Annotated in this window: 16 protein-coding genes; 15 read left to right on the forward strand and 1 reads right to left on the reverse strand. The window is 63.8% G+C overall.

Features of this window, described 5'->3' with window-relative positions; all coding sequences use genetic code 11:
• The first annotated feature begins 32 nt into the window (after positions 1 to 32).
• The 6 genes from P0D87_RS29545 to P0D87_RS29570 all read left to right on the forward strand — a co-directional run bounded on the left by P0D87_RS29545 (position 33) and on the right by P0D87_RS29570 (position 6,445).
• A complete protein-coding gene (locus tag P0D87_RS29545; protein ID WP_006049092.1) occupies positions 33 to 1,016 on the forward strand; it encodes a type II secretion system F family protein in 984 nt (327 codons plus the stop codon).
• A 39-nt stretch (positions 1,017 to 1,055) separates the two neighbouring features.
• Positions 1,056 to 2,012 carry a type II secretion system F family protein gene (locus P0D87_RS29550; protein ID WP_053859603.1) on the forward strand — a complete coding sequence of 319 codons (957 nt, stop codon included), beginning with the start codon at positions 1,056 to 1,058 and terminating at the stop codon, positions 2,010 to 2,012.
• 79 nt (positions 2,013 to 2,091) lie between these two features.
• Positions 2,092 to 2,595 (forward strand): TadE/TadG family type IV pilus assembly protein, encoded by a 504-nt coding sequence (locus P0D87_RS29555; RefSeq protein ID WP_006049090.1) that lies wholly within the window; start codon positions 2,092 to 2,094, stop codon positions 2,593 to 2,595.
• Between the two features lie 49 nt (positions 2,596 to 2,644).
• Positions 2,645 to 3,727 carry a TadG family pilus assembly protein gene (locus P0D87_RS29560; protein ID WP_308810925.1) on the forward strand — a complete coding sequence of 361 codons (1,083 nt, stop codon included), beginning with the start codon at positions 2,645 to 2,647 and terminating at the stop codon, positions 3,725 to 3,727.
• A 180-nt stretch (positions 3,728 to 3,907) separates the two neighbouring features.
• Positions 3,908 to 4,489, forward strand: a complete 582-nt coding sequence (locus tag P0D87_RS29565) for a DUF3005 domain-containing protein (protein WP_053859605.1) — start codon at positions 3,908 to 3,910, stop codon at positions 4,487 to 4,489.
• A 126-nt stretch (positions 4,490 to 4,615) separates the two neighbouring features.
• On the forward strand, positions 4,616 to 6,445 hold the full coding sequence (locus tag P0D87_RS29570) for an ABC transporter ATP-binding protein (RefSeq protein ID WP_053859606.1): 1,830 nt from the start codon (positions 4,616 to 4,618) through the stop codon (positions 6,443 to 6,445).
• A gap of 29 nt (positions 6,446 to 6,474) precedes the next feature.
• Here the strand turns inward: P0D87_RS29570 and P0D87_RS29575 are convergent, their stop codons facing one another.
• Positions 6,475 to 6,678 (reverse strand): hypothetical protein, encoded by a 204-nt coding sequence (locus P0D87_RS29575; RefSeq protein ID WP_258196219.1) that lies wholly within the window; start codon positions 6,676 to 6,678, stop codon positions 6,475 to 6,477.
• Between the two features lie 252 nt (positions 6,679 to 6,930).
• Between P0D87_RS29575 and P0D87_RS29580 the strand changes: the two genes are divergently transcribed.
• The 9 genes from P0D87_RS29580 to P0D87_RS29620 all read left to right on the forward strand — a co-directional run bounded on the left by P0D87_RS29580 (position 6,931) and on the right by P0D87_RS29620 (position 15,724).
• On the forward strand, positions 6,931 to 7,827 hold the full coding sequence (locus P0D87_RS29580; protein WP_044020952.1) for a LysR substrate-binding domain-containing protein: 897 nt from the start codon (positions 6,931 to 6,933) through the stop codon (positions 7,825 to 7,827).
• 210 nt (positions 7,828 to 8,037) lie between these two features.
• Positions 8,038 to 8,787, forward strand: a complete 750-nt coding sequence (locus tag P0D87_RS29585) for an SDR family NAD(P)-dependent oxidoreductase (RefSeq protein ID WP_029966600.1) — start codon at positions 8,038 to 8,040, stop codon at positions 8,785 to 8,787.
• A gap of 50 nt (positions 8,788 to 8,837) precedes the next feature.
• Positions 8,838 to 10,166 (forward strand): MFS transporter, encoded by a 1,329-nt coding sequence (locus tag P0D87_RS29590; RefSeq protein ID WP_053859607.1) that lies wholly within the window; start codon positions 8,838 to 8,840, stop codon positions 10,164 to 10,166.
• Between the two features lie 36 nt (positions 10,167 to 10,202).
• Positions 10,203 to 11,066: a transketolase gene (locus P0D87_RS29595; RefSeq protein WP_006049082.1), complete on the forward strand. Its 864-nt coding sequence runs from the start codon at positions 10,203 to 10,205 to the stop codon at positions 11,064 to 11,066.
• Complete coding sequence (locus tag P0D87_RS29600) at positions 11,063 to 12,064, forward strand: transketolase family protein (RefSeq protein ID WP_053859608.1); 1,002 nt, start codon at positions 11,063 to 11,065, stop codon at positions 12,062 to 12,064. The genes P0D87_RS29595 and P0D87_RS29600 overlap by 4 nt, the downstream gene beginning before the upstream one ends.
• Positions 12,065 to 12,184: 120 nt before the next feature.
• Entirely contained in the window at positions 12,185 to 13,255 is a 1,071-nt protein-coding gene (gene selD, locus P0D87_RS29605) for a selenide, water dikinase SelD (protein WP_029966603.1), read from the forward strand.
• Between the two features lie 186 nt (positions 13,256 to 13,441).
• Positions 13,442 to 14,509 carry a tRNA 2-selenouridine(34) synthase MnmH gene (mnmH, locus tag P0D87_RS29610; RefSeq protein WP_053859609.1) on the forward strand — a complete coding sequence of 356 codons (1,068 nt, stop codon included), beginning with the start codon at positions 13,442 to 13,444 and terminating at the stop codon, positions 14,507 to 14,509.
• Between the two features lie 25 nt (positions 14,510 to 14,534).
• Positions 14,535 to 15,590 carry a permease gene (locus P0D87_RS29615; protein WP_053859610.1) on the forward strand — a complete coding sequence of 352 codons (1,056 nt, stop codon included), beginning with the start codon at positions 14,535 to 14,537 and terminating at the stop codon, positions 15,588 to 15,590.
• Complete coding sequence (locus P0D87_RS29620) at positions 15,590 to 15,724, forward strand: hypothetical protein (protein ID WP_006049077.1); 135 nt, start codon at positions 15,590 to 15,592, stop codon at positions 15,722 to 15,724. Before P0D87_RS29615 ends, P0D87_RS29620 begins: the two co-directional genes overlap by 1 nt.
• Positions 15,725 to 15,792: the final 68 nt, after the last annotated feature.

The following is a 15,792-nucleotide window of genomic DNA, read 5'->3' on the forward strand; positions in this document are numbered from 1 at the left end:
GGCGGCACGCCGCTCACTTTTCCGAGGCTTCCATGAATCCGATCTTCTACGCCTTCGCTTTCCTGCTGTTCATTGCCGTGGTCCTCGGGATCGAGGGGATTTATCAGTGGTGGAACAGTCATCACGGGCCCGCCGCGCGACGCCTCGATCAGCGCATTCGCGCGCTGTCGGCCGGCGCGCATGCGAACGGCGAGCGCCTCTCCATCCTCAAGGAGCGCATGCTGAGCAACTCGGCGTCGGTCCATGCGCTGATGATGCGCGTGCCGCGCATCCATCTGCTCGATCGCATCATTCTTCAGTCCGGCTCGAGCCTCACGGTGGGCCGGCTCGCGACGCATAGCGTGGTGGCGCTTGTGCTCGTTCTGCTCGCAGCGAACTTCTCGCCGGTGCAGGTGCCGACGCTCGTGACCGTGCTCGCCGCCGTTGCAGCTCTCGCCTTTCCGACGCTGCGCATGCTGCGCGCTCGCCGCAAACGTCTGCGGGTTCTCGAACGCCAGTTGCCCGAAGCCGCCGACATGATCAGCCGCGCACTGCGAGCCGGGCATTCGTTCTCAAGCGCGCTCGGCATGCTCGGCAGCGAGTTCGCGGAGCCGATGGCCGGCGAGTTCCGCATCGTCTTCGACGAGATCAATTACGGCGTCACCCTCAATGAAGCGCTCCTGAATCTGGCGACGCGCGTGCCGGTAGGCGACCTGCGCTACTTCGTGATCGCGGTGCTGATCCAGCGCGAAACCGGCGGCAACCTTGCGGAGATTCTGGACAGCATCGCGTCGCTGGTGCGCGCGCGTCTGCAGTTGTTCGACAAGGTGCGGGTCCTGTCCGCCGAGGGACGTCTGTCCGGCTGGATTCTCGCGCTGTTGCCGTTTGCATCCGCTGGCGCCATGCAGGTGGTGAACCCGACTTTCTTTTCGGTGCTGTGGGAAGACCCGGCCGGGCTTCAGATCATCGAAACGATGCTTGTCTCAATGGTATTGGGAATCCTGTGGATGCGGCGCATCGTGCAGATCCGCGTGTGAACGCGGGCCCCTCGCGCACCAACGAACCGGAGAACCGTAATGGAAGCGTTCTATTCAACAAACATGCTGTTGCTTGCGGGTCTGTTTGCAGCGGCATTCTGCAGCGTCGTCGCGCTGATGTGGTGGTTGATGCCACGCGACATGCAGCGGCGCATCGAACAGGCGGGCGGCGTGTCGCTCTCACCGGAAGCGCGGCCTTCGGCCGTGTCGGGATGGGCCGAGAGAATCGCCGACATTTCGCGTCCGATCTCGCAGTTGTCGATTCCGAAGGAAGGTTGGGAAGACTCGCCGCTGCGGCTGCGTTTGATGAATGCGGGCTGGCGTTCGTCGACGGCGGCCGGGCTCTACTTCGCGGCGAAAACCGCCCTTGCGCTGCTGCTGCCTTTGCTCGGCCTCGTCGCGTTGACGCACATGCCGTCGATCAACACAGAGTACACGGTTGTCGCGCTGATTCTCGCGCTGCTTGCCGCGTTCGGCTACTACGTGCCCAACGCCGTGCTCGCACGCTGCCGCGCGCGGCGTCAGCGCAGGATTGTCGAAAGCTTTCCGGATGCGCTCGATCTGCTGACCGTCTGCGTCGAAGCGGGCCTCGGCATGGACGCCGCGCTGATGCGCGTGGCCGACGAAATGACGCTCGCCAGTCCTGAAGTCGCAAACGAACTGCAATTGATGCTGCTCGAACTGCGCTCGGGCTTCACGAAGGAAAAGGCGCTGCGCAACTTCGCGTTGCGCACGGGCGCTGAGGACATCGATACGTTTGCGTCGATGCTGGTGCAGGCGGAACGCTTCGGCACAAGCATCGGCGCTTCGCTGCGCGTGATGTCGGACACGCTGCGCACGCGCCGCAGAATGCGCGCGGAAGAACGCGCCGCGAAGATCGCATTGAAGCTGCTGTTTCCGCTGATCTTCTGCATCTTTCCGGCATTGATGACGGTGCTGATCGGACCGGCCTTCATTCACATCTACCGCGTGCTGTTGCCGACGATGGGAAGCTGATGGTCAGCGGTATTGAGGCATAGAACGCGGCGCTCACCAATCGGATGACCGAACGAGCAGCGCCCAGAGGGGAATAGAAATGAGCCACACAACGAGACCGTTCGCCGGGCATGCCGCATCGAAAAGTTCGGCTGCATCACGTCATGCGCCTGCGCTGCACGCGTCGGGCCGGCGACGATCGCGCCGTCAGGCAGGCGTGGCCGCAGTGGAATTCGCGTTGATCCTGCCGCTGTTGCTGCTGCTCATTTTCGGAACCGTCGAACTGGGGATTGCGCTTTACGACAAGGCGGTGATTACGAATGCCAGTCGCGAAGGAGCCCGTGCGGGGATTGTGCTCAAGAGCCCGAAGCCTACCAGCGCGGACATTAAAAACGTCGTCCAGAACTACACGTCTTCCTTTCTCGTGACATTCGGAACGGCCAACACGCCGACAGTCACGCAGACAGGTCAGGGCGGCGCCTTTGGTACGCCACTCTCGGTGACGGTTTCCTATCAGTATGCCGGGCTAGGACTGGGCGCAATGCTATCCGCGGTGACGGGGCCGATCACGCTGACCGCCACCACGGTCATGAACAACGAATAAGGGGACTGTCATGCGCACGGGAAAAAGCAGACGGAAACAGGAAGGGGCAGTGGCCGTCACTGTCGCGCTTTGCATGCTATTCCTGTTGGGGATTGCAGCTCTTGCCATCGACATCGGCAATCTGCTGGTTGCACGCAGCCAGCTTCAGAATGCGGCTGACGCCGCGGCGATGGCCGGCGCCGGATGCCTGATGCGGCGCACGGAATGCGGGAACACCACTGCCACGCAGCCGGATTGGATCACGGCATCCGCAAAGGCGTCGTCGTTTTCGACGTCGACCGCGACAAACCAGGTGCAAGCGGCCTACGTAAAAGCCAGTACGGTAGCGACCGGCTACTGGAACGCCACGGGGACGCCATACGGTCTCGAGTCGCTGCCGTTCACACCCGGCGCGTCCGACCTGCCGGCGGTTCAGGTGACCATTCACAAAGACGGATCGAACGCGAACGGAGCAGTGCCGGTGTTTTTCGGCAGCGTGCTTGGCGTCCAGATTCTGAAAGCCAGTGCGGTGGCGACGGCGGTGCTTTCCACGCCCGGTAATGTGGGCCCTGGCGGATTGTTTCCGTTGGCCATGTCCAAGTGCCTATATGACAACTACTGGAACGCGGCCACCAGTTCCCCGAAGTTGTCGCCGAACAATAATACGTTGCCTGGGACAAGCGTTGCACAACAACAGGGCCAACCTTACTTCTTTCAGATCGGATCGAGTTATCACTACGGCGCCTGTGAGTCGGGACAGTGGACCACGTTTAATGTCAATGACCAGAGTGCCAGCTATGCCAGAGGACTCTTGACGAGTGGCAACAGTACGACTTTCTCCATTGGGGCTTCACCGGGTACGTGGATCCAGAGCGGCACGGAAAATACGCTCTTTAAGGGCGCGGGCGACTGTAGTGCCGCCGGCAATGGGCAGTGCGCGTGGGCGACCGTGGCGGTGGTGAACGATCCGGCGACCAGCGGATTTCAGCCCGTCGTGGCGTTCGCCTGCGTGCACATTCTGGATGCGAAGAATGGCTCGAGTCCCTACGTTCTCGTGCAGATGTCGAACGACATGAGCCATTGCCGCACGCCCAACTCGGGAGGAGTGGGACCGAATTACGGCGCCTACACTCCCCCAAGGCTGGTGCAGTAGGAGTGACACGTTTGCAGCGAACCCACCTGCCGGGAACGTTCGCTGCGGAGATCAATCAGGAACCCGCGTTCGCGACGGCGCAAGCCGCCCGCGAACCCCAGGCGCCAGTCACTTTTTTCAACGCTTCATGTAAGGCTTTCACGGGCGCTTTGGCGTGTCACTAACGGCAGGAGTATCGATATGCAAAACGCGGAACAGAATCCCACCCAGAAGCAGCAGAACGAGATGGCCGCAAAAAGTCCGGCGCGAACGCCCGCAACCGGCACGGCTTCTCCCGACGCCCGCACCCAGGCGAAGGAGTTCGGCAGCACGAGCAACGCCGGCGCGGCCGAGCCGACGGGACGCACGAACAACGCGGCGAATCTGCCGCCCATCGATCTCGATGCAATCACCACCGATTCTCCCGATCCGGTGCAACGCGCGAAGAGCCGCACGGTTTCCGTCGACGCCGCGAACACCGCTTCGACCGACAACACCGTCGACACCGACGGCAAGAGTCTCGAAGCCGCCAAAGAACAGTCGTCGTGGCACGACAACGTGATTTCATCGAACGCGACGCTCGAGAACAATGTGCCGGCACCGGCGGCAGGACTTGGCGGCATCGACAGCCGCCCCGGCGGCAATTTTCCTCTCGTCGCGCCGCGCGACGGCTGGCGCGTCAGCTATCACGGCACGGTGTATATCGAGCGAAGAAACGGCTCGTTGGCGGAGCACGTCATTCAGTTCGACGCAACGGGCGCGATCGACGATACCGCCAGGTAAGCGCACGACTCACGCCCCGCCCCAAGGCATGCCCCTTGCGCAACTCCTTCGCCGGACACATGGAACCCTTTCCCGCATGGAAGGAAAACCTGTCGCCTGCCGGCGCGCAAGTTCGGGAAGGGCACCATGGAACTCGTCGACCACAGCGATCGGGGCCGCGCGAGCCGCGTGCGCGGGCGGCGGCATTCGCGCGTTCTGTCGCGCTACGCCGGCCGGCCGATTCGTCTCATCTGGCGCTACATCGCGCGCCGTAAAACGGCTCACGCCATCGTGCTCGCGAGTGTCGTCGCCGCGGTCGGCTTCGCGCTGGCGTCGCAATACGGCATCCGCAATCTGATCGACGCACTGCCTCAGGGACGCGCGCATCCGCAGACGGTCGCGTATGCGTTCGCCGTGCTCGTCGGGCTCATTTTTGCGGACAACCTGATGTGGCGCGTCGCCGGCTGGGTCTCCTCGCGCGCGTTCGTGCGCGTGACGGGCGACATTCGCCAGGACATGTTCGACTATCTGATGGGCCACGCGCCGACCTTCTTCGCGGACAAGCAACCGGGCGTGCTGTCGAGCCGCGTGTCGGCCACGGCGAACGCGGTCTACGTAATCGAAAACACGGTGGCGTGGACCGCATTGCCGCCGACGCTCACCGTGATCGGCGCGATCGTCATGGTCGCAACCGTAAGCCTGCCGACGAGCATCGCGCTCGTCGCCATCTCCGCGCTGCTCACCGCGTGTCTGTTCTGGCTCGCGCGCAAAGGCACCTCGCGGCATGAGGCGTTCGCGAGCCAGGCCGCTTCGGTGGACGGCGAACTCGTCGACGTGATCGGCAATATGGGCCTGGTGCGCGCGTTCAGCGCGGTGCCCGCGGAGTTGCGGCGCTTCGACGGCCATCTCGAAGCCGAAGCCGTGGCACGCAGGCGCAGTCTGTTGTATCTGGAGAAGCTGCGTCTCGTGCACGCGTTCGCGACTGCGTTGCTGTCGGCGGCGCTGCTCGGCTGGACGATCTGGCTGTGGACGCAAGGCCGCGCGACCACCGGCGATGTGGTTCTCGTCGGCTCACTAGGCTTTGCGATTCTGCACGGTTCGCGCGATGTCGCCGTGGCATTCGTCGATTTGACGCAGCACGTGGCGCGTCTCGCGGAAGCATCGCAAACCTTGCTGACGCCTCATGCGATGCCCGAAGCGCCGAAAGCGATACCGCTGATCGTGCGCGAGGCGACCGTCGACTTCGACAACGTTTCGTTCGCTTATCCGGGGCGCAGGCGTGTATTGAGCGACCTCACACTGCATATCGAAGCAGGCGAGCGCGTGGGACTGGTCGGGCCGTCCGGCGCGGGCAAGTCGACGGTGCTCGCGCTGCTTCAGCGCTTCTACGATCCCGCCAACGGATGCGTGCGCATTTCGGATCAAGACATCTCTTACGTGACGTTGCAGAGTCTGCAGGCGGCGATTTCCGTCGTGCCTCAGGACGTCACGCTGTTTCATCGCTCGCTGCTCGATAACATCCGCTACGGCTGTCCCGATGCAACGGAAGCCGACGTGAAGCGCGCGTGCGAGGACGCGAGCTGCATGGACTTCATCGCCGCATTGCCGGACGGCCTGAACACGATAGCGGGCGATCGCGGCACGAAGCTGTCCGGCGGACAGCGTCAACGCATTGCGATTGCGCGCGCGATCCTGAAGGACTCGCCGATCCTGCTGCTCGACGAGGCAACGTCCGCGCTCGACACCGCATCGGAGATCGTCATTCAGGCCGCGCTCGAACGCCTCATGAAAAATCGCACGGTGATTGCGATCGCGCATCGACTGTCGACGTTGCAGTCGTTCGACCGGATCATCGTGATGAATCGCGGCCGCGTCGTTCAGGAAGGCACGCCCGCGAAACTGGCGATGGTGCCGGGCATCTATCGCGATACGCTTGCGCGCCATAACCGCCGGACACCCGCGCCTACGATGAATTGACTGCCGCGCATCGGGGCTCGCGGCGCGCATTAATCGCCGATGCGTTCGCCCTCTGTCCTGATCAACTCGATCAGGCGTTTCGCAGGCATCCGGTAACTGGTCTGCTGCTGCACGCCCCATTCGGAACGCTCGGTTTCCACGAGCAGAACGAACTCGCCGTCCGGGCTCGCTTCGAGATGCTGCATGTTGAGCATTTCCTCGCCGGCAACGTCTTTTTCGTGCCCCAACGTCATGACACCCTTCGCGCCGCATCCCATGTCACGCCTCCATGCCCGAGGTTCGGCTTGCCGCCCGCATCGACCCGAACTGAAGGCAGCAAAGCGCGTACCGGCGAGGCACTTTCCGACGATTGACGGATAATCGCGGCTGCGCTCGCGCACTTGCTGCACCGCACGAGGCGCTTCATGGTTTACCGCACTACTGCCCTCGTGTGGCCGGGGTCAGCATCGGGAACACTTCACAACGAACAGCGAACCAGACTTCACATGCGCATTCCGCCCGTCAAAGCCATCATCGCTTTCGAGAGCGTGGCCCGCACCGGGAGCGTCAACCGCGCGTCGGAAGAACTCGGCCTGACTGCTTCGGCGGTGAGCCATCAGATCAGCAATCTCGAGTCGGTCATCGGCCAGGCGCTGTTCTATCGCTCGGGCCGCGGCCTCGTGCTGACACCGACGGGCGAGCGCTATCTATCCGACGTGACCGGTTCTCTCGCGGATCTGAGCCGCGCGACCGAACGCGCATCGAGCCGCACCGAGGTCGAGATTCTGCGCGTGCATTCGAGCCCGAGTTTCGGGCTCATGTGGCTGCTGCCGCGGCTCGCATCGTTTCAGGAAGCCAATGGCGATATCCAGTTGAATCTCGCCTGCTCGTATGAAGACGTGTCGTTCACGAGCGGCTATTACGACATCGACATACGGCACGGCTACGCGAACTGGCGCGATCTCGAAGTCCGCACGCTGCGCAACGAATTCATCGCGCCGCTCGCGTCGCCCGCTTATCTGCGCAACCATCCGGTCAACGCGCCGGAAGATCTGCTTGCGCATCGGCTGATCTACTCCGAGACACCGCTCGTTCAGTGGAAGCAATGGTTCGGGCGCACCGGCGTGCCGGCCGCGCATAAGACCTTCGATTTCTCGTTCGACCGCTCGTATATGTCGCTCGAAACGGCGGCGCTCGGCCTCGGCATCGCGCTCGAAAGTCTGATGCTCGCGTCGGTTCGCATCCGCGAAGGCGCGCTCGTGCCGGTGTTCGACCATTCGCATGCGGTCGAAGTCGGCGCGCATCATCTGGTTTATCCGCCGCAAAATGCGGAGCTGCCGCGAGTCGCGCGATTCATCGCGTGGATCGAGCGGGAAATTGGTCATCAGGCGCGCGCGGCCTGACAATCGCGGGCATTTCGGCACCAGGGTATTCCATCATCGCCCGCACACCGCTTGCTGCCTTGCTGCCCGCAAACCGCCGCGCAGCAAGCGTCGCGCTTCCCCGCACGAACACCTGAAAATTTCTCAAGCATAGTTGAGCCGTACCGCGTTGATGCGGTTAGCGGCCTGCCGGACACTTGCGCCATCACATCAACATTCAGGAGACAAGTGATGCTGCTCGAGAACAAGGTGGTTATCGTCACGGGCGCGGCTTCGCCGCGCGGCATCGGCAAGGCGACGGCGAAAGCGCTGGCCGCGCAAGGCGCGCATGTCGTGATCCTCGATCTGCGCGAAGAAGATGCGAAAGCGGCGGCCGCCGACCTCGGCGCCGGACATCTCGGCCTCGCCTGCGACGTCACCGACAAAGCCGCCTGCGTCAGGGCCGCGAAGGCGGCGCTCGAACGCTACGGCCGCATCGACGGTCTCGTCAACAACGCGGGCATCACGCAGCCGGTGCGCACACTCGACATCAGCGCCGAAGGCTTCGACGCGATCGTCGACGTCAATCTGCGCGGCACGCTGTACATGTCGCAAGCGGTGTTGCCCGCGATGAAGGAACAGAAAAGCGGCAGCATCGTGTGCATGTCGTCGGTGTCGGCGCAGCGCGGCGGCGGCATTTTCGGCGGCCCGCATTACAGCGCGGCGAAGGCCGGCGTGCTCGGTCTCGCGCGAGCGATGGCTCGCGAATTCGGTCCCGACAGCATCCGCGTGAACTCGATCACGCCGGGCCTGATCCAGACCGACATCACCGGCGACAAACTCACGCCCGAGATGCGCACCGACATCATCAAGGGCATTCCGCTCGGCCGGCTTGGCGATGCGGCCGACGTCGCAAATGCGTGCCTCTTTCTCGTGAGCGATCTGTCCACTTATCTCACGGGCATCACGCTCGACGTGAACGGCGGCATGCTCATTCATTGACGGACGCCTCGCACCTGGGACTCACCCAGGGCACATGGAAGGAGACAAACATGAAATCGAAATTCACCGCTTCGCCTATCGACGGCGAGCTGCTCGCGCACGCGGACTCGACGAGCTTCGAGTCGCGCACCTACGCGAAAGTCAGCCGCCGGCTGATTCCGTTTCTGATGCTGTGCTATCTCGGCGCGTATCTGGATCGCGTGAACGTGGGCTTCGCGAAGCTGCAAATGCTCAACGATCTGCGCTTCAGCGAAACCGTCTACGGCATGGGCGCGGGCATCTTCTTTCTCGGCTACTTTCTGTTCGAGGTGCCAAGCAATCTGATTCTTCATCGTGTCGGCGCGCGCAAGTGGCTCGCGCGAATCATGCTGACATGGGCGGTGATTTCGGCGTCGTTCGTTTTCGTGAAGACGCCCACCGCGTTCTACGCGCTGCGCTTTCTGCTCGGCGTCGCCGAAGCGGGCTTTGCGCCCGGCGTGATTCTTTATCTGACGTACTGGTTTCCCGCCACGCGCAGAGCGAAGGCGCTGTCGCTCTTTTTCATGGCGATTCCGCTTGCCGGCATACTCGGCGGCCCGCTGTCCGGATGGATCATGCATTCGCTTCACGGCGCGATGAATATGTCCGGCTGGAAGTGGCTGTTCCTGCTCGAAGCGCTGCCCTCGCTCGTGCTGGGCGTCGCGATTCTGCTGTATCTCGACGACAGCATCGCGAAAGCGAAGTGGCTCACCGAGTCGGAAAAGAATCTGCTTGCCCGCAATGTAGCCGGCGACAACGCGCATACCACCGCTCACGTTTCGATTCGCTCGTTTATCGGCGACCGCCGTTTGTGGCTGATGGCCGCGATTTACTTCTGCGTGGTGCTCGGCCAGTACGGCCTGACCTTCTGGCTGCCGACCATCATTCGTAAATCGGGCGTTGCCGATCCGCTGTGGGTGGGCGTATTCACCGCGATTCCGTATCTGTGCGCGATCGTTGCATTGCCGCTGGTCGGCATGAGCGCGGACCGTCGCCGCGAACGCCGGCTTCATCTCGCGATTCCGATGCTGATTGCCGCCGCAGGCTTCGCGATTCTGCCGACGCTCGGCAGCGTGCCCGCGTCGATCGTCTGCTTGAGCGTTGCTGCGGCGGGCATTCTCGCGTCGTCGTCGCAATTCTGGTCGCTGCCGACGGCGCTGCTCGGCGGCATGTCGGCCGCGGCCGGCATCGCGGCGGTGAACTGCTTCGCCAATCTCGCGGGCTTCTTTTCACCGGCCATCGTGGGCTGGCTCAACGACCTGACAGGCCGTTCGACCGCGGGGCTCATCTTCATCTCGGCCGCGGTCACGCTCGGCGCGTGCCTCGTGTTCCTCGTGCCCGCGAAGTCCGTGAACCGCTGATCCTTTTCAACTATTCGACTGATCTCAGGAGACGACATGAACAGTCCACTCAATGCGCCGGCGGCATCGCTTGCCGAGCGCGCCTATCGCATCCGCAGAAACGCGTTGTTAATGGGCGAAGTGCAGGGCCAGGGCTACATCGGCCAGGCGCTCGACATCGCCGACGTGCTGGCCGTCGCGTACTTCGGCGCGATGCGTTATCGACCGGAAGATCCGGAATGGGAAGAGCGCGACCGCTTCCTGCTGTCCAACGGACACTACGCGATCGCGCTGTACGCGGCGCTGCTCGAAGCCGGCATTCTGCCCGCCGCCGAACTCGAAACCTACGGCAGCGATGACAGCCGTCTGCCCATGTCCGGCATGGCGAGCTACACGCCCGGCATGGAGATGTCCGGCGGCTCGCTCGGCCACGGCCTGACGATCGCGGTAGGCCGCTGTCTCGGCCTCAAGCGCAAGGGCTCGAAGTCGTTCGTGTACACGCTCTTCTCGGACGGCGAACTCGACGAAGGCGCGATCTGGGAAGGCATCATGTCCGCGAGCCACTGGAAGCTCGACAACCTGATCGCCATCGTCGACGTCAACAATCAGCAGGCCGACGGACCGTCCACGCAGGTCATGGCGTTCGAGCCGCTCGTCGAAAAGCTCGAAGCATTCGGCTGGTTCACGCAGCGCGTCGACGGCAACGACATTGGCGCAGTGGCCGCCGCATTCGACGCGGCCCGCAAGCATCCTGGCGCGCAGCCGCGCATGATCGTCGCGGATACGCGCATGGGCTGCGGCGTACCGTTTCTCGAAGAGCGCGAGAAGAACCACTTTATCCGCGTCGACGCGCACGAATGGCAGCTCGCGCTCGAAGCACTGGAAACAACGAAGTCGCATGAGATCGGGAGTCACGCATGAGCAACGTCACCGCAAGCAAACCGCGCCTGAAGACCTCGGCGATGATCGCGTCGATTGCAGGCGAAGGCCAAGTCACTCGCTCGGCGCCGTTCGGTCACGCGCTCGTCGAACTCGCGCGGCACAAGAGCAACGTGGTCGGCATGACGGCCGACCTCGGCAAGTACACGGACCTGCACATCTTCGCGAAGGAATTTCCCGAGCGCTACTATCAGATGGGCATGGCCGAGCAATTGCTGATGGGCGCGGCGGCCGGCCTCGCACACGAAGGCGCGCAGCCGTTCGTGACGACGTATGCCGTATTCGCGACGCGCCGCGCGTATGACTTCATGCATCAGGCGATTGCCGAAGACAATCTCGATGTGAAGATCGTCTGCGCATTGCCGGGGCTCACTACGGGTTACGGTCCAAGCCATCAGGCCGCTGAAGACCTCGCGTTGATGCGCGCGATGCCGAACATGACCGTGATCGATCCGTGCGATGCGCTCGACATCGAACAGATGGTGCCCGCGATTGCCGCGCACAACGGTCCCGTTTATGCGCGTCTGTTGCGCGGCAACGTGCCCGCCGTGCTCGACGAATACGACTACACGTTCGAGCTCGGCAAGGCGAAGATGCTGCGCGACGGCGCGGACGTTCTGGTGATCTCGTCGGGCATCATGACGATGCGCGCACTCGAAGTCGCGAAGGCGCTGGAGAACGACCGCATCGGCGTCGGCGTGCTGCATGTGCCGACCATCAAGCCGCTCGATACGGCGACGATCGTGCGCGAGGCAAAGCGCTCGGGGCGGCTCGTCGTGGTGGCCGAAAACCATACGACGATCGGCGGCCTGGGCGAAGCGATTGCGGCCGAGCTGATGCGCGCGGGCGTGTCGTGCCCGTTCCGCCAGGTCGCGCTGCCCGACGCGTTTCTCGCTGCGGGCGCGTTGCCCACGCTGCATGACCGCTATGGCATTTCGACGTCCGCGATGTCGGCGGCGATCAAGGGCTGGCTCGGCTGAGCTTTCGACGTTGCGTGAAAATTCGGCGTGGCGCGTGCGTGCATTAGCAGCACCGCCCGCAGCGCGCCACGCCGACAAGCTTCATAATGCGATCATTCGAAGCCACAAATTCGCGCCACAATGATCGACGCTCAAGCCCAAGCTCAGTCCACGCCCTCGCCCCGCCTCACCAGCCTGTCGCACGGCGGCGGCTGCGGCTGCAAAATTGCCCCCGGCCTGCTCGCCGACCTGCTCAAGCGCAGCGCGCCGCTGCCGTTCTTTCCCGACCTGCTGGTCGGCAACGATACCGCCGATGACGCCGCCGTCTACAAGCTCAACGACGAACAGGCGATTGTCGCGACGACGGACTTCTTCATGCCGATCGTCGACGATCCGTTCGACTTCGGCCGCATTGCCGCGACCAACGCACTCTCCGACGTCTATGCAATGGGCGGCAAACCGCTGATGGCGCTCGCCATCGTCGGCATGCCGATCAATGTCTTGCCGCACGACGTAATTGCGGCGGTGCTCAAGGGCGGCGAATCCGTGTGCGCCGACGCGGGCATTCCGCTCGCAGGCGGCCATTCGATCGACTCGGTCGAGCCCATCTACGGTCTGGTCGCGATCGGCGTGGTCGATCCGCGGCGCGTCAAGCGCAACGCGGGCGCGAAGGCCGGCGACGTGCTGATTCTCGGCAAGCCGCTCGGCGTCGGCGTGCTGTCGGCGGCGCTGAAGAAAGACCGGCTCGATGCGAACGGCTATGCGGCGATGATCGGCGCGACAACCAAACTCAACCGCCCAGGCGCGCAACTCGCCGCGCTCGACGGCGTGCATGCGCTGACCGACATCACGGGCTTCGGGCTGCTCGGCCACACGCTCGAACTGGCGCGCGGCTCGAAGCTGACCGCGCGCGTGCGCTATGCCGATTTGCCGTGGCTGCCGGGCGTCGTCGAATTTGCCGAAGCCGGCGTTTTCACGGGCGCGTCGGGGCGCAACTGGGACGCGTACGGCAAGGACATTGCATTGCCCGCGACGTTGCCTTCGACCGCGCGCACGCTGCTCACCGATCCGCAAACCTCGGGCGGCCTGCTGGTGTCGTGCTCGCCGGACGCCGTCAACGACGTCCTCGCCCTCTTTCATGCCGACGGTTTCGGCGATGCCCGCGTGATCGGCGAGATGGTTGCCGGCGACGCACGCGTGGACGTCGTCTAAAAGGAGCCGGCGGCCCACAAGCCGGCCTGAAAGGGTTCAGAAAGCCGCGCCCTGCCGCCACTCGCGGCGCATGCGATAATTTCGGTCTTTCCGGCGGCTTTGTGACGCTGCGGCGCCCTTTGGCACGCATTGCTGCCCGGTTTCCGTCGTTCTCCGCTTTTTGTCCCGTTTCGTGTCGGCACGCCCTTGAAAAACCTACTCGTCAGCCTCGATCAAGCCGGTGATTTCGATGAAATCATCGACGTGCGCACGCCTCTCGAGTTTGCCGAGGATCATATTCCGGGCGCCATGAATGCGCCGGTGCTGAGCAACGAGGAACGGGTGATCGTCGGCACCATGTACAAGCAGGTGTCGCCGTTCGAGGCGACGAAGGTCGGCGCGGCGCTGGTCGCGCGCAACATCGCGCGGCATCTGGAAACTACCTTCGCGGACCGGCCGCGCAACTGGCGGCCGCTCGTTTATTGCTGGCGCGGCGGCAAACGCTCGGGCTCGGTCACGTCGCTGTTCAATATGATCGGCTGGCCGGCGCGTCAACTGGACGGCGGCTACAAGACTTATCGGCGGGCGACTGTCGAGGCGCTCGTCACGCTGCCGACGCAGTTCCGTTACGTCGCGCTGGTCGGGCCGACTGGCAGCGGCAAGACGCGGCTGCTCGCGGCGCTCGACGAAGCCGGCGCGCAAACGCTCGACCTGGAAGCGCTGGCCGCGCATCGCGGCTCGCTGCTCGGCGCATGGGCGGGTGTTGCGCAGCCGTCGCAGAAACGCTTCGACACCTTGCTCGTGAGCGCGCTGCGCGGCTTCGACGCCGCGCGTCCGGTGTTCGTGGAAGCGGAAAGCCGCCGCATCGGCGCGATTACGCTGCCGCTCGCGCTGCTCGAGACGTTTCATCGCGGCGCGTGCGTCGAAGTGGCGACGAGCCGCGAAGACCGCTCGGCGTTTCTGCTTCACGACTACGCGCATCTGTTCGACGACCCCGCGTTGCTGAAGACGCAACTGGAACGCCTGATCGGCTTGCATAGCCGCGAGCGCGTGGCCGGCTGGCAAAAACTCGTCGACGAAAACCGGCGCGAGGAACTCGCGAACGCGCTCATTGAACTGCATTACGATCCCGCTTACGCGCGCAGCAGCCATCAGCATTTCGTGCACTTGCCGCAGGCGCTGCAAATCGAATTCCGGCCGAACGACGCCGACGTCGTCGACCAGGCCAAAGCGCTTCTCGCGCAACTCGACAAGCGCTCGTTCGCGCTTGTTTGACTCAACATCAACGTTTGAAAACAACATGCAATCAACCCTTCGCCAGCCCCGCGTCGCTCTTGGCTGGATCGTGTTCCTTGCGATCGCCGTCGTCGGACTCTTCTATGTGAAGTGGTTTCCGTATTACAACCGCGCGTTCGTCGCCGCGAGCCAGCATTCGATCGGCAAGTCCATTCTGATGGGCACGTCGGCGAGCGCGCCGGAAGCGTCGTGGCAATCCGCAATCGACTACGCGTTCGCGTACGGCAAGGCGATCTGGCAAGCCATGGTGCTGGGGTTGCTGCTCGGCTCCGCGGTCCAGGCGCTGATTCCGCCGCAATGGGTCGCACGCGCGCTCGGCCGCAGCGACTTCAGCAGCGTCGTGAAAGGCGGCCTCATGTCGTTGCCCGGCATGATGTGCACCTGCTGCGCGGCGCCGGTGGTCGCGGGACTGCGCGCGCGCCAGGCGGCGCCCGGCGCGGCCATCGCCTTCTGGCTCGGCAATACCGCGCTGAATCCGGCCACGCTGATTTTCATGGGCTTCGTGCTCGGCTGGCAATGGATGGGCCTGCGGCTCGCGCTCGGCCTCGTGATGGTGTTCGGCCTCGGCTACCTGGTGAACCGCATGGTCACGCCGAAGGAAGCCCAGGCGTCGCGCGAAGCCATCGCGCAACTCGTCACCGAAGACGAACCGGGCAACGCCTTCACGCGCTGGGTGAAAATCCTCGGCACGATGACGCTGCGTCTCGTGCCCGAATACATCGTGCTCGTGCTGATTCTCGGCGCGGCGCGCGCGTGGCTCTTTCCGCATGTCGGGCCGGATATCGACAACAGCGTGTTGTGGATCGTCGCGCTGTCCATCGCCGGCACGCTGTTCGTGATTCCGACGGCCGGCGAAGTGCCGATCATCCAGGCGATGCTGTCGTTCGGCGTGGCCGCCGGTCCGGCCGGCGCGCTGCTGATGACGCTGCCTTTGATCAGCGTGCCGTCGATGGCGATGCTCGGGCGCTCGTTCCCGAAGCGCGTGCTGAGCGTGGTCGCGCTGGCCGTGGTGATCTGCGGCGTAGTGAGCGGCCTGCTCGCGGCGGTGTTGAGGTTCTGATGAAAAAGCTTGCGGTATTTACGCTGGCGTCGTGGTCGGCGGCGGCGCTTCTCTACTTCGGCCAACATTCGGTGGCGCTCATCGCCGTGACCGGAGTGTTGGTGCTGGCGAGCTTCGATCTGCTTCGTCCTTGAAGCCGATTTGAGCGTGCGTGATTCAGGCTCGTAAATGCATACGGCCGCGCAGTTGCGCGGCCGTTTTT

This window comes from Paraburkholderia sp. RL17-368-BIF-A (genome assembly GCF_046054045.1).
GTDB lineage: Bacteria > Pseudomonadota > Gammaproteobacteria > Burkholderiales > Burkholderiaceae > Paraburkholderia > Paraburkholderia graminis.